General features: G+C 67.0%; 12 protein-coding genes and 1 tRNA gene. 4 read left to right on the forward strand and 9 right to left on the reverse strand.

Going from position 1 to position 16,496, the window contains the following annotated elements:
* Positions 1 to 8: 8 nt before the first annotated feature.
* Positions 9 to 2,357: a glycoside hydrolase domain-containing protein gene (locus BLR41_RS00940; RefSeq protein WP_245693688.1), complete on the reverse strand. Its 2,349-nt coding sequence runs from the start codon at positions 2,355 to 2,357 to the stop codon at positions 9 to 11.
* Between the two features lie 882 nt (positions 2,358 to 3,239).
* Between BLR41_RS00940 and BLR41_RS22305 the strand changes: the two genes are divergently transcribed.
* Positions 3,240 to 3,488 carry an SH3 domain-containing protein gene (locus tag BLR41_RS22305; RefSeq protein ID WP_143012964.1) on the forward strand — a complete coding sequence of 83 codons (249 nt, stop codon included), beginning with the start codon at positions 3,240 to 3,242 and terminating at the stop codon, positions 3,486 to 3,488.
* 166 nt (positions 3,489 to 3,654) lie between these two features.
* On the opposite strand, the gene pth is transcribed toward BLR41_RS22305, so the two are convergent.
* Positions 3,655 to 4,245 carry an aminoacyl-tRNA hydrolase gene (pth, locus tag BLR41_RS00950; RefSeq protein ID WP_092625408.1) on the reverse strand — a complete coding sequence of 197 codons (591 nt, stop codon included), beginning with the start codon at positions 4,243 to 4,245 and terminating at the stop codon, positions 3,655 to 3,657.
* Between the two features lie 330 nt (positions 4,246 to 4,575).
* Positions 4,576 to 5,205, reverse strand: coding sequence for a 50S ribosomal protein L25/general stress protein Ctc (locus BLR41_RS00955; RefSeq protein ID WP_092625410.1), 630 nt, complete (start codon positions 5,203 to 5,205; stop codon positions 4,576 to 4,578).
* 330 nt (positions 5,206 to 5,535) lie between these two features.
* Here BLR41_RS00955 and BLR41_RS00960 point away from each other — a divergent pair, with 330 nt between their 5' ends.
* Complete coding sequence (locus tag BLR41_RS00960; protein ID WP_092625412.1) at positions 5,536 to 6,819, forward strand: Nramp family divalent metal transporter; 1,284 nt, start codon at positions 5,536 to 5,538, stop codon at positions 6,817 to 6,819.
* Positions 6,820 to 6,924: 105 nt separating this feature from the next.
* On the opposite strand, the gene BLR41_RS00965 is transcribed toward BLR41_RS00960, so the two are convergent.
* The 4 genes from BLR41_RS00965 to BLR41_RS00980 form a co-directional block, all read right to left on the reverse strand.
* The gene (locus tag BLR41_RS00965) at positions 6,925 to 7,911 is read right to left on the reverse strand and encodes a ribose-phosphate diphosphokinase (protein ID WP_092625996.1); all 987 of its coding nucleotides are present in this window, start codon (positions 7,909 to 7,911) and stop codon (positions 6,925 to 6,927) included.
* A 35-nt stretch (positions 7,912 to 7,946) separates the two neighbouring features.
* On the reverse strand, positions 7,947 to 9,446 hold the full coding sequence (gene glmU, locus BLR41_RS00970) for a bifunctional UDP-N-acetylglucosamine diphosphorylase/glucosamine-1-phosphate N-acetyltransferase GlmU (RefSeq protein WP_092625414.1): 1,500 nt from the start codon (positions 9,444 to 9,446) through the stop codon (positions 7,947 to 7,949).
* A 418-nt stretch (positions 9,447 to 9,864) separates the two neighbouring features.
* The gene (locus tag BLR41_RS00975; protein ID WP_092625416.1) at positions 9,865 to 11,601 is read right to left on the reverse strand and encodes a GGDEF domain-containing protein; all 1,737 of its coding nucleotides are present in this window, start codon (positions 11,599 to 11,601) and stop codon (positions 9,865 to 9,867) included.
* Between the two features lie 62 nt (positions 11,602 to 11,663).
* Positions 11,664 to 11,734, reverse strand: a tRNA-Gln gene (locus tag BLR41_RS00980).
* A gap of 450 nt (positions 11,735 to 12,184) precedes the next feature.
* On the opposite strand from BLR41_RS00980, the gene BLR41_RS00985 reads away from it, so the two are divergent.
* Positions 12,185 to 13,153 (forward strand): acyl-CoA desaturase, encoded by a 969-nt coding sequence (locus BLR41_RS00985; protein ID WP_092625418.1) that lies wholly within the window; start codon positions 12,185 to 12,187, stop codon positions 13,151 to 13,153.
* A 341-nt stretch (positions 13,154 to 13,494) separates the two neighbouring features.
* On the forward strand, positions 13,495 to 14,118 hold the full coding sequence (locus tag BLR41_RS00990; RefSeq protein ID WP_143012965.1) for a TetR family transcriptional regulator: 624 nt from the start codon (positions 13,495 to 13,497) through the stop codon (positions 14,116 to 14,118).
* Between the two features lie 245 nt (positions 14,119 to 14,363).
* Here the strand turns inward: BLR41_RS00990 and BLR41_RS00995 are convergent, their stop codons facing one another.
* Both BLR41_RS00995 and BLR41_RS01000 read right to left on the reverse strand, forming a co-directional pair.
* Positions 14,364 to 14,903, reverse strand: a complete 540-nt coding sequence (locus BLR41_RS00995) for an acyl-CoA thioesterase (protein WP_092625422.1) — start codon at positions 14,901 to 14,903, stop codon at positions 14,364 to 14,366.
* A gap of 267 nt (positions 14,904 to 15,170) precedes the next feature.
* Entirely contained in the window at positions 15,171 to 16,385 is a 1,215-nt protein-coding gene (locus BLR41_RS01000) for a PQQ-dependent sugar dehydrogenase (protein ID WP_218119838.1), read from the reverse strand.
* Positions 16,386 to 16,496 lie beyond the last annotated feature (111 nt).

The following is a 16,496-nucleotide window of genomic DNA, read 5'->3' on the forward strand; positions in this document are numbered from 1 at the left end:
CGCACGGCTCAGTTTCCTTCCAGGCCGCGCAGTGAGTTGAGCGTGTCGGCGTAGCCCTGGCAGAACGCACGCAGATCGGACTGGGTGATCGACAGCGGATCGACGAACGTGCCGTTCTGCTTGATGATCAGCCCCTTGCGGGAGACCGCGTACTTCGTGGCGTCGACGGGGTCGGCGGGTGCGCCGGTCAAGCATGCCACGGCCCCGTTCACGACGTCCGTCGTACTGCCGTGCCGGTCGGAGAAGAACCTGCCGAAACGGGACTGGTGCCCACCACCGCTGAGCAGGTTCCGGAACTCGGTCACCACGTTCGCGCCCGCCTTGACCGCCAAGCCGATGTGGTAGCCGTCGACGTCCTCGACCAGGTCGTTCAGCATGAACGTCGTCCGCACGTTCGACTTCGCCAGCCGGTCCATGGCGTACTTGTGGCCGTCCTTGTTCTCGTCCTCGTCCCGGACCCACTCGCCGTAGAAGGTGATCAGATCACCGCACCAACCACCCAGGTCACCGAGTTCGATCCCGGCGCCCTTACCCGCCCCCTCCAGGAGGTAGGCGTTCGCCGTGGCGCACAGGTGATCCACGTGGATCGTCACCCCGGCGGAGGGGTCCTGGTAGTTGTGGTGCTTGGAAGTCCGCAGACCGGCATTACGGCACTTCGCGACGAAACCTTCGTCTACGAGCTCGAAGGTAGCGCGCCACTTCCAGTCGTTGTACTTGGGATAGCGCATCCACTCCAGCGTGAGCTTGGAGGCGCGGGACGAGTCGTAGGACTGCGCCAGCTCGTAGACCTCTTCCAGGTAGGCCAGGAAGTCGTCCACGGGAGTGGTGTCGCGGTTGATCGAGTCGGCCCCGAAGTCCTTGCCCGGTCGGTGAACCACTCGGTCGAGGTCGAAGACGTCATCGCCGTTGTGGAACTCGAACTCCTTGATCTGGTTGAACGCCCAGTTCAGCGGCAGCGGGAAACCGAGGTTGCCGGAGAAGCCCCAGGACATGCCGGACACGAAGGAGTGCGAGACGTATGCCTCGGAGCTGACTCGGGCGCACACGTTCCGCGAGCCGTACACGCCGGGGAGGAATCTGCTCCCCTGGCTGTTGAGGGCGCCCTGCACCCCCTGGAAGTAGGGGATGATGTTCGAGGTGATCTCCGGATCCGTGGCGTCGTAGTCGACGGCGAAGTAGATCACGGTTCCCCAGTTGAACCCGTAGTGCTCGCCACGCTCGTGGGCTTGCAGTCCGTGCTGGTATCCGGAGGAGTAGTTGAAGTCCTCCAGATCGCGAGCGTTGTACTGCCAGATCGGGAAGCATCGCAGACCCGCGTCGAAGATATTCTGCAGCTCCCCGTCCTTGATCTCCTTGTCCAGGTCGCTGCTCGGGGGCTCGGCGAGGTAGCGGCCCACAGCGCGGTAGCCGGCCTCGTACAACGCCCGGGCGCGGGAAGCGGTGATGGTGAACCGCGTGTCACACGAGTCGGCCGGGCGGTCGGGGTCACCCGTGGACACCAGCAGCTGCGCCCAGGTCGTGAAATCGCCGTCGCCGGTGACGGGCAGCGCGGAGAACTCCTGGAACTCCCTGACGAACGTGGCCGTCGCGGATGTGTAGTTGTCCCGGAACCCCACGCCGGCCGGTGCACCGGGCACCGGTTCGTTGAAGATGCACGCGGCGTGGAACAGCTGGGTGATCGGACCGGAGGAACCGACGGACTGCGGGTTCCGCCTGAGCCCCTCCTCGGTGCCGGGGCCGAAGTTCCCGTTCGGACCGGGAACGTTCATCTCGTACTGCAGGGCCTTCATCAACGCCTGCTGCACGTCGCGCGAGAAATGACCCTCGCACGGGCCGATGAAGTAGTTCGGTCTCGTCCAGTACCGGCCGTTCAACCAGCGCTGGATCTCCCGCACCTCCTGCCTACCGCCGCCGAGGATGATGTAGGCGTCCATCGTCAGCAACGCCTTGAAGATCTTCGGGGTGACCTGGCCGCCGGAGGTTCCCGTCCCGCCCTCCGGCAGGCCCATGTTGACCCGCATCTCCTTGACGGCCTCGGTGGTGACGGTTCCGTAACCGCCGTAGCTGTTCGCGCCCCAGTAGCCCTTGCAGAACAGGGCGTGCTGGATGATCCGCACGATGTTTGGGCTGGTGTCCCATCCGAACCCGATGTCACCGAGTTCACGCACCCCCTCGAGGGTGCCGGGACCGAAGTTGGCGACCACCGGCGAGATGCCCAGTTCGTGCTGCAGCCCCATCGTGAGGGACCACATGGTGCTCCACCCGGTGCGGCCGTCCTCGTCGCATTTCTGGTATCCGGCCACGTTGCCGTAGGTGGCATTCACCCATTGCTGGGCTTTGAGAACCTTTTCGTCCATGTGTTTCGGATCACCTCTTCGATCGGTTTGGACGCGCAGGAATGCGGGCCGGTCTAAAAGGGTGACGCCCCGCGGTGTTGCCTGCGGTTGCCAACGGGTGACAGCGAGAAGGGGAGGTTCCGTTTCCCCGGTTCCTCTCACCGTGACTTCTTATGAGAACGTCGTGGAGCATAGTCATGATGGCGATTTAGTGCTACCCCTGAGTGAATCAGGGTTCTCGTGTGTTGTGTCCTTCTGGAGTATTGACTTTGTCGGCTGGTTGCAATATCTGGGAGTGCGAAGTTGTTGACGGTTTTCGGTGCGCAGAGCTGGGATGCAGGGCGCTGAAGCCGTGTCGGGCAGGGTGGACGAATCCATCACGAAAGATTTCCTCGGTACTCGGCACGTAGTGGGACGGCGTTGTCGCTTCCGTTTCCTAGTTGGCTCTGAACTGGGAAAACCGTGAAAAATTCATCCTGTTGGGCCTTTGGCCCGAAGGTCCGGACGACTCCCCGGTGAGGTGTACATCACACAGTGTTGCCGCGGAATTGTCCGTGATGCAGGATGTTTCGACGGCGTCGAGATTGAAAAAATTTACCTGGGGGTGTTCGTAGTCTTCTGACGTGTCGATCTTGTTTGGTGCCGCCCGTGCGGTGCTCTAAAAGTGACATGTGGCGCTGTTGGCGTCTCATGTGACTTCGTTTGGTGAGAACCTGTTTTTTGTCTTTTTGGGGTTTATTGATGAGTGGCAATAAAATCGTAAACGGCGTGTCGAGCAGGCTTTTCCGGTGTTTCGTCTTCCCGGTGCTCAGTCTGGTTTTCGTCGCCGTTTTCTCGTTTTCCGTGAGCGCGGGGACTGCGGCGGCCGAGCCCTATCCGTGTGGGGACCGGGGGGAGACCGGCTTGTGCGCGGACAATCTGCGTGCCCTGAACGTCCGGACGGGGCCCGCCACGTCCTATACCGCGCTTTCCCGTGCTCCCGAGGGCAAGTCGATGGCCATAGACTGCTGGAGCTTCGGGGAGTCGATCAAGGGCGACAACATCTGGTACTACATAACCTGGGTGTCTTCCTTCGACGGTCACTCCGGTTTCGTCACCGGGTACTACCTGAACACGGGGCCTGATCCAGCTCCTGGTATTCCTCAGTGCTAGGCCTGAATCCCCGCCCGGCAGCCTGGCCGTGTGGTCGGTTCGGCCCACCGGTTTCCCGCTCCCAGGGCATCCGGTCAAGGGACTGTCGTGACAGCGCGACTCGTGCTGTCACGGTCGGGCATCCGGATCGAAGAAGGAGCCGGGGAACGACTGGCCCGAAACCCCGTCAGTGGAACTCGTTCTGCGCGGCCTCCAGGCCCTTGGCCGCCAGTGTCGACACCGCGTCGGCGCAGCGATCGACGAAGAACCCGAGTTCGGACCGCTCGGTGCGCGAGAAGTCGCGCAGCACGTAGTCGGCCGGATCCATCCGCCCCGGCGGGCGGTCCACCCCGAACCGCACCCGCAGGTAGTCGCGAGTGCCGAGCGACTTGCTGATGGAGCGGAGCCCGTTGTGGCCGTTCTCGCCGCCGCCCCGCTTCAGTCGGACGGTGCCGTATGTCAGGTCCAGCTCGTCGTGGATCACGATCACCGACTCCGGGGAGACCTTGTAGAACCTGGCCGCTCCCGCGACGGGGCCGCCGGACAGGTTCATCAGTGAACGGGACTTGGCCAGCGCCACACGTGTGCCGTCCAGTCTGCCCTCGGCGACGTCGGCCCCGGACTTGTGCCGTTTGAACTTGCCGCCGACGCGTTCGGCCAGTTCGTCGGCCACCAGGAAACCCACGTTGTGTCGGTTGCCCGCGTAGCGCGGTCCCGGATTCCCCAGCCCGACGATCAGCGCGAGCCCGGTTGTGTCTTCACTGTCCCGTGTAGTCACGACATCCTCGGATTCGACTCAGCCGAACGGTGTGGCCGCGCGGGCCACCCGCACCTCGGCACCCGCTGCCACGGCGGTGCTTGTCGGTTCCTGTGCTGCCTCTGCTGGTGGGTACATGCGTTTGGTTAGCTTCGGCGCTCCCAGCGGCGAAACAACCACTGTCGCAGCTCGGCCCCCCTGCGTGGTCTCCCGTGCGGCTCTCGCGAAGGAGGCCCGACGTCGTGTAGTACCTACCCGATGTCGGGCCTCCCCGCGGCGAGAGCCGTGCGAGAGGCTCCGCCGCTGGACCGGCTACGACAGCCGGACCGACGAAGTGTCACCCGTAGGTGATCACTCGTTCGCGGTCTCCTCCTCGGAGGCCTCCTCGACGACCCCGGCGCCGCTGGTGTCGATCTCGGACTCCATGTCGGCCTCGGTCGGGGCCTCGGAGACGTTGACGACCAGGACGTCCTCACCGCTCTGCAGCGTGATGCCGCGCGGCAGGGTCACGTCCGGGGCGTGGAACTGGGTGCCGGCCTCGGCGTCCTGGATCGAGATCTCCAGCTGCTCCGGAATGTGGGTGGCCTCGGCCTCCACCTGGATCTCGTTCGCGTCCTGGGTGACCAGGGTGCCGGGAGCGGCCTCGCCGTTGACCACGACCGGCACGTTGACGGTGACCTTCTCGCCGCGCTTGACCAGCAGCAGGTCCACGTGCTCGATGTAGCCCTTGGTCGGGTGCGAGGTGATCTCCTTGCACAGGGCGAGCTCGCTCTTGCCGCCCGTCACGTCGACGGTCAGCACGGCGTTGCGGCCGTTCTCACGGACCACCCGGGCGAAATCCACGGTGGGCAGCGCGAGGTGCTTCGGGTCGGAACCGTGACCGTAGAGCACCGCGGGGATCTTGCCCGCCCGGCGGTACCTGCGGGCGGCTCCCTTGCCGAACTCGTGGCGCTGTTCCGCTGCGAGACGTACTTCGGACACGGTGGCGTACTCCTTGGCTCAGGGATGGTGTGCATCAGTCGCTGTCCTGCGGCGGCGCGACGCGCGACTGGTATGGCGGTCGGGGCGCCGAACGCTCTGCCGAAACCCTGGGAGCCGGAGCGGTGCACCGGTGTCCCACCGGTGACCACCAGCCGCCACGCCGATAACGCCGGGTTCTCGAACCCGACCTCGCCGAGGCAACCATGCCATTGTATGCGGCGGTCGTTCCGGCCGGTTAACCGGCGGGGGCGAAGGGAGGGCGCTCGGATCCGGACGGGTTTCGCCGGCAATGCCTTTCCTGTCCGCCCGCGCGATACTAGGTTGATCCGCATGACTGCCGAGACCACCGCGAGTGAGCCAGCGAGCACGGACTGGCGCAGTAGGCTCCGGCGCGTCGGGCCGGGCATCATGGCAGCCGCCACCGGTGTCGGTGCGGGTGATCTGGTCGCCACGCTGGTGGCGGGCTCACGCTTCGGTTACGCCCTGTTCTGGGCGATCCTGCTCGGAACCGTTTTCAAGATGGGTATCGGCGAGGCGGTGGGGCGCTGGCATCTCGGTTCCGGCAGCACGATCCTCGCCGGTTGGCGCTCGCTCGGACGCTGGGCCACCAATTTCTTCGGCGTCTACATCGTGCTGTGGGGTTTCGTCTACGGCGCTACCGCCATGTCGGCCACCGGTCTGCCGCTGAACGCGCTGTTCCCCGGGTTGTCCGTGCGTTACTGGGGGATGATCTGCGGCGTCGTCGGCCTGGTGCTGGTGTGGCTGGGCCGGTACCGGCTGCTGGAACGGCTGATGACGATCCTGGTCGGCGTCATGTTCGTGGCCGTGGTGGGAACCGCCGTGCTGGTCGGGCCGAACATCGTCGCGCTCGGCGGCGGACTCGTTCCCCGGCTGCCGGAGGGGTCACTGGCCTATGTGCTGGGTTTGATGGGCGGTGTCGGCGGCACGATCACGATGGCCGCCTACGGCTACTGGACCATGGCGAAGGGGTGGCGGACCCCGCGTTGGATCCCGTTCATGCGCACCGACAACGCGGTCGGCTACCTCACCACCGGCATCTTCGTGGTGGCGATGCTGATCGTGGGCTCCGAACTGCTGCTGGGGCAGGGCATGGCCGACGGCGACCGCGGTCTGCTCGAACTCGGGCAGCGACTGGCCGCGGATTACGGGCAGTGGGCGCGACTGCCGTTCCTGGTCGGATTCCTGGCGGTGACGTTCACATCCCTGCTGGGCGTGTGGAACGGGGTGAGTCTGCTGTTCGCCGACTGGTGGCGTACCTGGTGGGCACGCCCGGAAACCGGTTCGGCCTCCGGTACCGGACACGAGAGCACGGCAGGGATGCGCAGTTGGCCGTTCCGCGGGTATGCGCTCTGGTTGACCGTTCCCCCGATGTCGCTGCTGTTCCTGGACAAGCCGTTCCAGCTCACCATCGCCTACGGGGTGTTGGGTGCGCTGTTCATGCCGTTCCTGGCCGGGACACTGCTGGTGCTGCTGAACTCCGCACGGATGCCCGCCGCCCACCGCTCGCGATGGCTGTCCAACACCGTGTTGACACTGTGCCTGGTGCTGTTCGTCGTGCTGGCGGTCGACAAGCTGATCGGCTACGTCTCCTGACAGGCCTTCGTCGACCCGGCCGGTTGTCCCAGCCCTGTCGCACTCGGGGCGCGGCGATCTCGCGCGAGATCGCCGCTTCCCGGTCGCGCAGGATACGGGGGCAGGTCAGGCCTGGCCGTTGAACAGTCCGGTCACCGAGCCGTCCTCGAACACCTGGTGCACCGCCTTGGCGATGAGCGGAGCGATCGAGAGCACCGTGAGCTTCTCGAACCGCTTCTCCTCGGGGATCGGCAGTGTGTTGGTCAGCACCACCTGCTTGGCACCGCTGTTGGAGAGCCGCTCCACGGCCGGGCCGGACAGCACGCCGTGCGTCGCGGCGATGATCACGTCCTTGGCGCCCGCCTCCAGCAGCTGCTCGGTGGCCTTCACGATCGTCCCGCCGGTGTCGATCATGTCGTCGACCAGCACGCACAGCCGGTTCTCCACGTCACCCACCACGCGGTTGGCCACCACCTCGTTGGGCTTGGACGGGTCGCGGGTCTTGTGGATGAAGGCCAGCGGTGTCCCACCGAGGTTGTCCGCCCACTTCTCGGCCACACGTACCCGGCCGGAGTCGGGGGAGACGACCGTGATCCGCTCCTCGGAGTAGGCGTCCCTGACGTAGTCGGACAGCACGGTCTGGGCCAGCAGGTGGTCCACCGGGCCGTCGAAGAAGCCCTGGATCTGATCCGTGTGCAGATCCACGGTCAGGATGCGGTCGGCGCCCGCGGTCTTGAACAGATCGGCCATCAACCGCGCCGAGATGGGCTCACGGCCCTTGTGCTTCTTGTCCTGCCTGGCGTAACCGTAGAACGGCAGGACCACCGTGATGCGCTTGGCGCTACCGCGCTTGAGCGCGTCCACCATGACCAGCTGCTCCATCACGGCCTCGTTGATGGGGCTGCTGTGCGACTGGATCACGAACGCGTCACATCCGCGCACCGACTCGTCGTAGCGGACGAATATCTCGCCGTTGGCGAACTCGTAGGCCGCCTGCGGGGTGACCGTAACGTCCAGATGCTTGGCGACCTCCTCGGCCAGTTCCGGATGGCTGCGGCCGGAAAAGAGTTTGAGGCTCTTCTTCGGAGTCGCAGACATTGCACTCACGGTCATCGTCCCCTCCCGTTGACGGCTGAAAAGCTCGAGTGTCACTCGTCGTTCTCGGTGGAGTTCCCACGGTCGGCCAGCGCACGCTGGGCGGCCTCGTCGGCGGCTGTGCCGGGACGTCGTTTGGCGACCCAGCCTTCGATGTTGCGTTGTTTCCCCCGGGCGACCGCCATCGCACCGGGAGGGACATCCTCCGTGATGACCGAGCCCGCGGCGGTGTAGGCGCCGTCGTCCACCCGAACCGGAGCCACGAACATGTTGTCGGCACCGGTACGTGCGTGAGAGCCGATTACCGTGTGGTGTTTGGCCACGCCGTCGTAGTTGACGAAAACCGTGGCAGCTCCGATATTACTGTTCGTGCCAACCGTGGCGTCCCCGACGTAGCTCAGGTGAGGGACCTTGGTCCCCGCGCCGATGTCGGCGTTCTTCACCTCGACAAAAGTACCTATCTTGCCGCCCTCGCCGAGACGGGTGCCCGAACGGAGATAGGCGAACGGCCCCACCGAGGCCCCCGCGGCGACCTCGGCGTGCTCGCCGTGGGTGGACACGACCTCGGCGCCCGCGCCGACCGAGCAGGCGGTCAGCGTCGTTTCCGGGCCGATGCTCGCGCCCTCCCCGACGGTCGTGCCCGCACGCAGCCGGACGTTCGGTTCCAGCACGACGTCCCGGCCGAGCCACACGTCGCAATCCAGCCACACACTGCTCGGATCGGTGATCGTGACGCCCTCGCGCATCCAGTGCAGCAGCATCCTGCGGTTGAGCTCGGCCCCCACCGAGGCGAGCTGGACGCGGTCGTTGACCCCTTCGACCAGCCAGTTGTCCGAGCACACCAGAGCGCCCACCCCGTGGCCCTCGCCCCGGGCTATCGCCACCACGTCGGTGAGGTACAGCTCGCCCTGCGAATTGTCGGTGGAAAGCCGCCCCAGCGCGGTGTCGAGGAAACCCGCGTCGAAGGCGTAGACCCCGGAATTGATCTCGTCGATCGCGGCCTGATCGGGCGTGGCGTCCTTCTGCTCCACAATGGAGGCGACCTCGCCCGCCGCGTCGCGCACGATCCGGCCGTAACCCGCCGGATGCTCCACCACGGCGGTCAACAGGGTCACCGCGTTGCCGGCTCGGCGGTGTTCCCGCAGCAGCTCCCGCATCGTGGCGGAATCGAGCAGCGGAATATCACCGTAGGTGACCAGCACGGTCCCGGCGGACTCCCGCTGTTGTCGCCCACAGCGCACCGCGTGGCCGGTGCCGAGCTGCTCCTGCTGCACCACCGTCTCGATGCGGCGACCGAGTCCGTCCTGCAGCGTTGCGAGATGTTCGTCGACGGCCTGTCTGCCGTGCCCGATGACCACACTCAACTCGTCGGGTTCCGCACCCGCGGCGGCGCGGACGGAATGCTCGAGCAGCGGTCTGCCCGCGATCCGGTGCAGCACCTTCGGAGTCGCGGACTTCATTCGAGTGCCTTCGCCCGCGGCCAACACGAGCACACTCACGGGGTCGGAGGACATGCCGTCCGAAGGCGGCTGGGCCGAAACGCCCTCGAGCATCGATGCTCTCCCTCGGAGTCCAGCGGTTTCGACGCCGACTCACCGCCACCCGTGGTTACTGCCGGACTCCGCGAGACCGAACCCGTAGCAGTCCCGGTAAGGACGGTGCCTGTACGTCCAATCGGGTGAAGGGTAACTGGCCGGACGCTGTATCGGATCGCTGCCCCGGTATGTACTGGCGTGGCGGTGTGCCGGTGAGGGAATGTTACCGCGCGTGTGCGTTCCGTGCGCGGTTTCGTGTGGTTTCTCGCGTGTTCAACTTCCGCGCGTCCGTGCGCGGTCCGCGCGCTCCGGAGTCCGGAACGGATGTGACCAGGGGCGCCCGGCGCCATCGGCGTGTTGCGACTCACGTCCCGCTCCTCCGGCGGGGGCGAGTTCCGTCCCGAATTCCGGACACCTCGGCTAACCCGCACGACGACTACTGCTCCGATTCGGGTGGGATCCAGGCAGGCGGTTCGGCGGGATCACCGTGGTGCGCGTCCCCGGACATCGCCGCTACCTGATTACCACCCCGCCGTTTCGACTGGTACATCGCGGTGTCGGAACGGGCCAGCACCTCGCTGCCGCTCTCCTGGGGCAGCATCGCCACCACCCCGATGGACAGCGTCACCCCCCGGGACAGCGAACCGGGCAGCCGGGACACGGCGTTGACCGTGCGGGTCAGCGCGCTCTCGGCGGCCTCCAGCTCCACCCCGGGCAGCAGGACCACGAACTCGTCACCGCCGTAGCGCGAGACGAGGTCGTCGGCGCGGAGCGTGTCGCTGAGCGTGCGCGCGATGACCCGGAGGACTTCGTCGCCCTCGGCGTGCGAGAGCTGGTCGTTGACCTCCTTGAAACCGTCCAGATCGACCAGTGCCACCGAGAGCGGCTGCGACTCGGGTTCACGCAGCATGCTCTCCAGCTTCGCGTCCAGTGCTCTGCGGTTGGGCAGCCCGGTGAGCGGGTCGTGCATGGCCTGCCTGGTGATCGCGTGGTGCTGCCGGTTCAGTCGTTGCCGGTCCAGACGGGCCATCAGCGTGGCGCTGCGCGAGGCGCGCATGGTCCACAGCTCCGATTCGAGCTCCTGGGCGTACTCCTCGACGGCGACGGCGGCGTTGTCCGGATCGAGCCTCGCGCGTCTGGCGTACTCGCGCACCAGCGAGATCCGCAGACTGGGTTCGGAGATGTCCTCGCAGACCCGCTGCCGCGTCTCGAAGAGCACTTTGGTCGCCTCGTCCGGACGTTCCGCGCTGTCGTAGCACCGTGCCAACGCGATCGCTATGATGATCGTTTCCTGTACGGGCAGCTCCAGCGCCGGATCGGAAACCTCCTCCAGCTTGTCGATGTGCGAACCGTTCGGCTCAGCCAGCGCGCAGGCGGCCGCCAGCACGGGCATCTGCTCCGCGGCCTTCCTGCCGGGCACCCGGGGGAACAACGACTCCTGCCACGGCCCGTCCACCGCTACCGCTATCTGCGCCGCGGTGCTGAACCTGCCGTCGGCGTCGTCCTGCTTGCCGATCCGCTCCAGCCGCAGGCCCCAGCCGAGCAGCATCCGGCACCGGTTGATCAGGTGGGTGGCGATCTCGTGCGGCCCGCCGCTCTCGCGGATCCGGTGGTGTGCCCGGGCCATCACCTCGTCGGCGATGTCGAACACTCCCAGTTGGGTGAGTACGAGACCGATGTCGATCAGCGAGGTGGCCAGTAGCCGTTCCCAGGATCGCCTGCCCAGCGCCGCGTCCGGAACCAGGTCGTCGTCCAGGATCACCAGCGCTTCCGCGGCCTGGTTCAGGGCGTTGTCCTCGTTGCCGTCCAGCAGGGCCAGCCTGCCACGCAGGGCGTGCGCGTCGGCACGAAGCACGTCGAGTCGGTGTCTTCGTGCGTGTGTCAGCAGCTCGTCCAGCAGCGGGACGGCTTGTTCGGCCATGCCCGGCGTGCACAGGCGCAGCGTCGCGCAGCAGCACAGCAGTTGTCCGAGCATCCTCGGGTGCCCTCGTCTGCGGGCCTCGGTGAGGAGATTGTCCGCTTCCCGACGAGTGGCGTCCCGCCCCTGTGGATCACTGTGCTGACCGATGACCTGCAGTTCGCGCGCACGTCCGACCAACCACGCGTCGGACAGTTCACCGAGCGAGGTTGCCGCTCCCTCCCGCGCGTCAACCACGTCGTCGCGCAGCGGCACACACCCCCTGCCAAATCCGGCCGGGCCAGGCCGGTGCGTGTTGTCAACCGGGGTGCCGGTCGCTCCGCCGCCAGGATTCGAACCTGGACTATCGGAACCAAAATCCGAGGTGCTGCCTTTACACTACGGCGGACCGCACGACACGACATCACTTTCCCGATGACGCGGCGCCGCGCCACCGATGTCCACATCGCAGCCTACCGACTACACGTCGCGCTGGCGATGTCCGACTGTCCGCTGTCGTATCCGAGCACATGATGTCATGCCCGGTTTCGGTCTTCGTAGCCGGATGGATGTTGTGGGGACGGCTCGGTCGGCCCCATCCTGGGTACGGCCCGCCACGTCTCCCGAGCGATCGTCTCAGGCCGGTCCGAGTGGCCGTGGGGTACTGCCGGTGTGAGGCTTGGGGGCACGGTGGAGGCCGGGAACCTACGCCGACGTAGGTTACGGTGTCGTAGGCTGAATGGTGCATTCCGGCCGCGCCGGGGCCTCACCCGCGCGGCCGTGGGGTGTGCACGCGGCAGCGAGCCGCTCCGAACAACCGGTACAACCTCTGTTTCCCGACCCCAGTTGAGGTAGCGACATGACCGCACCAACCGAGAGCGCGGCCGCGGAGCAGCCACCCCGGCGCGCTGCTCCGAAACCCCTTACCGCGGGCGATCGCCCGCGCATCGCCCAAGCGCTGGTCTACGTGTTCGTGATAGTTCCACTGCTCGCCCTGGTGGCGGCCGTTCCCTTCGCCTGGGGGTGGGGGCTCGGTGCGGTGGACATCTCGCTGGCCATCTTCTTCTACGCACTCAGCGGCCTCGGCGTCACCGTCGGTTTCCACCGACTGTTCACGCACAGGTCGTTCAAGACCAACCGAGCCGTCCAGGTGCTGCTGGCCATCTCGGGCATGAGCGCGGTGCAGGGGCCGGTGATCAACTGGGTCGCCGACCACCGCAGGCACCACGCCTACTCCGACCGGGAGGGCGACCCGCACTCGCCCTGGCGCTTCGGCAGTTCCGCCGCCGCGCTGGCCAAGGGCTTCTGGCACGCCCACATGGGTTGGCTGTTCGAACGTGACGTGACAAACGTCGACCGGTTCGCTCCCGACCTGCTCAAGGATCGCGTCCTCGAGCGGATCAACAGGCTCTTCCCGCTCTGGACCGTGGCCAGCTTCGTGCTCCCCGCCGTGCTCGGCGGACTGATCACCTGGTCCTGGTGGGGAGCGCTCACCGCGTTCTTCTGGGCCGGCCTGGTCCGGGTGTCGGTGCTGCACCACATCACCTGGTCGGTGAACTCCATCTGTCACATGATCGGTGAGCGTCCGTTCAAGAGCCGTGATAAGGCCGCCAACTTCTGGCCGCTGGCGCTGATCTCGTTCGGCGAGTCCTGGCACAACTCGCACCACGCCGATCCGACCTGCGCGCGGCACGGGGTGCTCAAGGGGCAGCTCGACATCTCGGCGCGGTTGATCTGGATGCTGGAGAAGCTCGGCTGGGCGTGGAAGGTCCGGTGGCCCAACGAGCAGCGGCTCGCCCGCATCTCGGTGACCGAGGAGCAGGGCTGAGGCCAACGCTCCGCTAGGAGTTCGTCCCCCGGTCCGCCGGGGGTGAGCACGTCGCGGACTCTCTCGCGGGCTCTCGCTCGGCAAGGACCGAGGTGAAGCGGGACCCCGCTCGATGTCGGCCGCACCACCGGTGAGAGCTCGCGAGAGGAGCCGTGTCCGGGAGCGGGCCGTTCGGTGCGGGTCGCGGAGCACTCCCCGCCTCGTCACCACGACGAAGGCGTGTTCACGGACAGCCGTTCCGGTACGTAGGGTGATCTGTCATGGCGGTACGGCGACGTGGACGGGGCCGATCCGACGGTGCTCCCGGCGGCAGCGGTTCGCGGGGCGCCGGCCGGGTGCGGATGACCGGCAAGGAACGTCGGCAGCAGCTGCTGGACGTCGCCAGGGCGCTGTTCGCGGAGAAGGGCTTCGACGGCGCCTCCATCGAGGAGATCTCCCATCGCGCCGAGGTTTCCAAGCCGGTGGTCTACGAGCACTTCGGCGGCAAGGAAGGCATCTACGCCGTGGTCGTGGACCGCGAGATGCAGACACTGCTCGACATGGTCGTCTCCGCGCTGTCGGCGGGGCATCCGCCGACGGGGCATCCGCGCGAACTGCTGGAGCAGGCGGCCTGCGCGCTGCTGGACTACATCGACAATTCAACGGACGGTTTTCGGATTCTGGTCCGTGACTCGCCGGTGGCCAGTACCACCGGAACGTTCTCCGGGCTGCTCAACGACATAGCGAGCCAGGTGGAGCACATCTTCGGGCTCCAGTTCAGTGCTCGCGGCTATGATCCCGAACTGGCACCGCTCTACAGCCAGGCACTGGTGGGAATGGTGGCGCTGACCGGCCAGTGGTGGCTGGAGGTGCACCGGCCCGGTAGGGACGAGGTCGCGGCCCACCTGGTCAACCTCGCCTGGAACGGTCTCTCGCACCTGGAACACGATCCCCGGCTGCGCAGCCGCGACCACGACACCGAGTGAGGAACTCCCCGCTTCGGGCCTGCCGAGGGGGCGGCGGCGATTTCTCGCGAAATCGCCGCGCCGCCGGGGGTGTGGTGCGGCCCCGTGTGCGTCGATCTCTCGCGAGATCCCCGGGATATGGGCGGTGCGGGGCCGAGCTCCCACAACTCCCGCAGGCCGAACCGCACTCCGACCACCAACGCAGCTCGCACCGCCACGAGAGGTTCCGCCACGGCACCACCCGAGCAACCCGAGCCGAGGAGCAATCACATTTCCCGTTCGAGTTCGCGGGTGTGCTCGTGTCCTGCCTTGCTCCACTGCGCCACCCATTCGGGGAGCTCCGGGCGCTCCACGGGCCCGGGCAACAGGTTCGCCACCTGTTCGGGGGTGACTCGCTCACCGGTTTTGGAGAGGAACCGGAGCTGGATCACCGCCGTGGTGGTGAGCTTTCCGCCGCTGACCGCTCGGTGCTCCATGAACAGGTGCCGTTCGTCCCAGCCGAGGATCCTGGTGCGCAGTGTGAATGCCCGGAAGGGGCGCAGCGGGCGGCGGAACGATCCGGTCTCGTTGGTGACCACGGCGTACCACCCCTGCGGGCGCAGCTTGCGCAGCAGGCCGGACCGCAGCATCAGGTCGATACGACCGAGGTCGAAGATCGAGAAGTAGACACCGTTGTTCATGTGCCCCAGCAGGTCCAGATCGGTGGGCGCCACCCGGAAGTTCGTGTAGCAGGGACCGAGCGGGTGCACCCTGCGGCCGAACACGGTCTTGACCGCGAGCACGACCAGGCGCAGCAGCATGTTCATCGGGGTGTTCCTTCCGTGCCGCGCCGGGAACGCGGTGGGATCAGCGGCAAAAGTTACTGTCGAGTAGACAACGTTAGGTTCAACGATCCCTCCGCCACAACCAGCCGTGAACACCGACACACCGTGCTTCGCTCGCCGCCGCCTCGCTCGGCGGAACCGACAAGCTGGGATCTCGCGGCGGCAACGCGGCGCTCCGGTCGGACACCCTCGTCGAGCCGCAGCACACCACCGCGTCGCACCGGCGGTGCGACGCGGTGCCGCCGGAGGTCAGCCCGGGGTGACTCGCAGCAGTTGATCGCCGGAACCGTTCGACGTGGTCAGGTACAGCGCGTCGTCCGGACCGAGCGTGGCGGCCCGCAACCTGCCGTGGGTGCCGTCCAGCTCCTTCGGCACCCACATCCGCCGCACCGAGCGGCCGTTGTCGGACAGCCGGAACAGCAGCAGCTTGCTGCCCTTCAACGTCGTCACGGCGAGCACCCCTTCCAGCGTGCCCCAGCGCGAACCGCGCAGGAAGGTCGCGTCGCAGACCGCCACGGTCTCGTCGCCCGAGGTCCACACGGCGGGCACCGCGTCGGGGAACCGCTCCCGATCGGTCATCGGCACCGACTCGTCGTAGTACGAGCTCCGCCCGCCCCGCGAGGGGTCCCAGCCGTAGTTGCCACCCGGAACCAGCCGGTTCAGCTCGTCGTCCACATCGGGACCGTGCTCGGCCACGAAGATCTCGCCGTCCTCGCGCACGGCTACGCCCTGCGGGTTGCGGTGCCCGTAAGTGTAGATCAACCGGGTGGCGGGATCCGACGCGTCGAGCATCGGGTTGTCCGGTGCGGGATCACCGGTGTCCGGCCGTAGTCGCAGCACTTTCCCACCCAGTGACTCCCGGTCCTGCGCCACCCCGGCTCGCGCGGTGTCCCCGGTGGTGACCAGCAGGTTCCCGTCGTTGTCGAGGGCGGGTCTGCATCCCGAGTGCCTGCCGCTGGGGTTGAGCGGCAGCCCGGTCAGCAACGTGCCGGTTCGTTCGGCCCGCCGTCCGTCGGGGGACAACCGCCACTCGACCAGCCGGATGTCGGTCGCTTCGCCGGACCGCTGGTGCGTCTGGCACGTCAGGAACCGCCGGTTCTCCTCGAAGTCGGGGTCCACCAGCAGCCCCATGAGGCCGCCCTCCCCGCGCACGAGCAGGTCGTCGAAGTTCGCCCGAACCGTGCTGGTCCCCGAATCGCCGACCACGGCCAGTCGTCCGGGCCGCTGCGTCACGAGTGCCGAACCGTTCGGCAGGAAACCCACGTCCCAACCGTGCTCCAGCCGATCGGAGAGCACCTCCACCCGCAGCGGCGGCGCAGGATCCGGGGTCGTGGTGCGTGCACCGTCGGTGTCCCCGTCGCCACCGCAGCCTCCCAGCAGCAACGCGCCCGCCATGCCGGACAGGGCCGCACGGCGGGAGATCACCGGTTGCTTCGGAAGGCGTGAACGATCGGATGTGACCATGCCCACATACTGGCATCGTTTCCGGCCGGGGCGAATCCGAAGACAGCGCCCGTTCCCGCAACGGTGCGGTGTCGTTGCCGGAGCGGGCGGCGTTCTTACCGGAGTGGGGCG

The organism is Actinopolyspora mzabensis (genome assembly GCF_900101095.1).
In the GTDB taxonomy this organism is placed as follows: domain Bacteria; phylum Actinomycetota; class Actinomycetes; order Mycobacteriales; family Pseudonocardiaceae; genus Actinopolyspora; species Actinopolyspora mzabensis.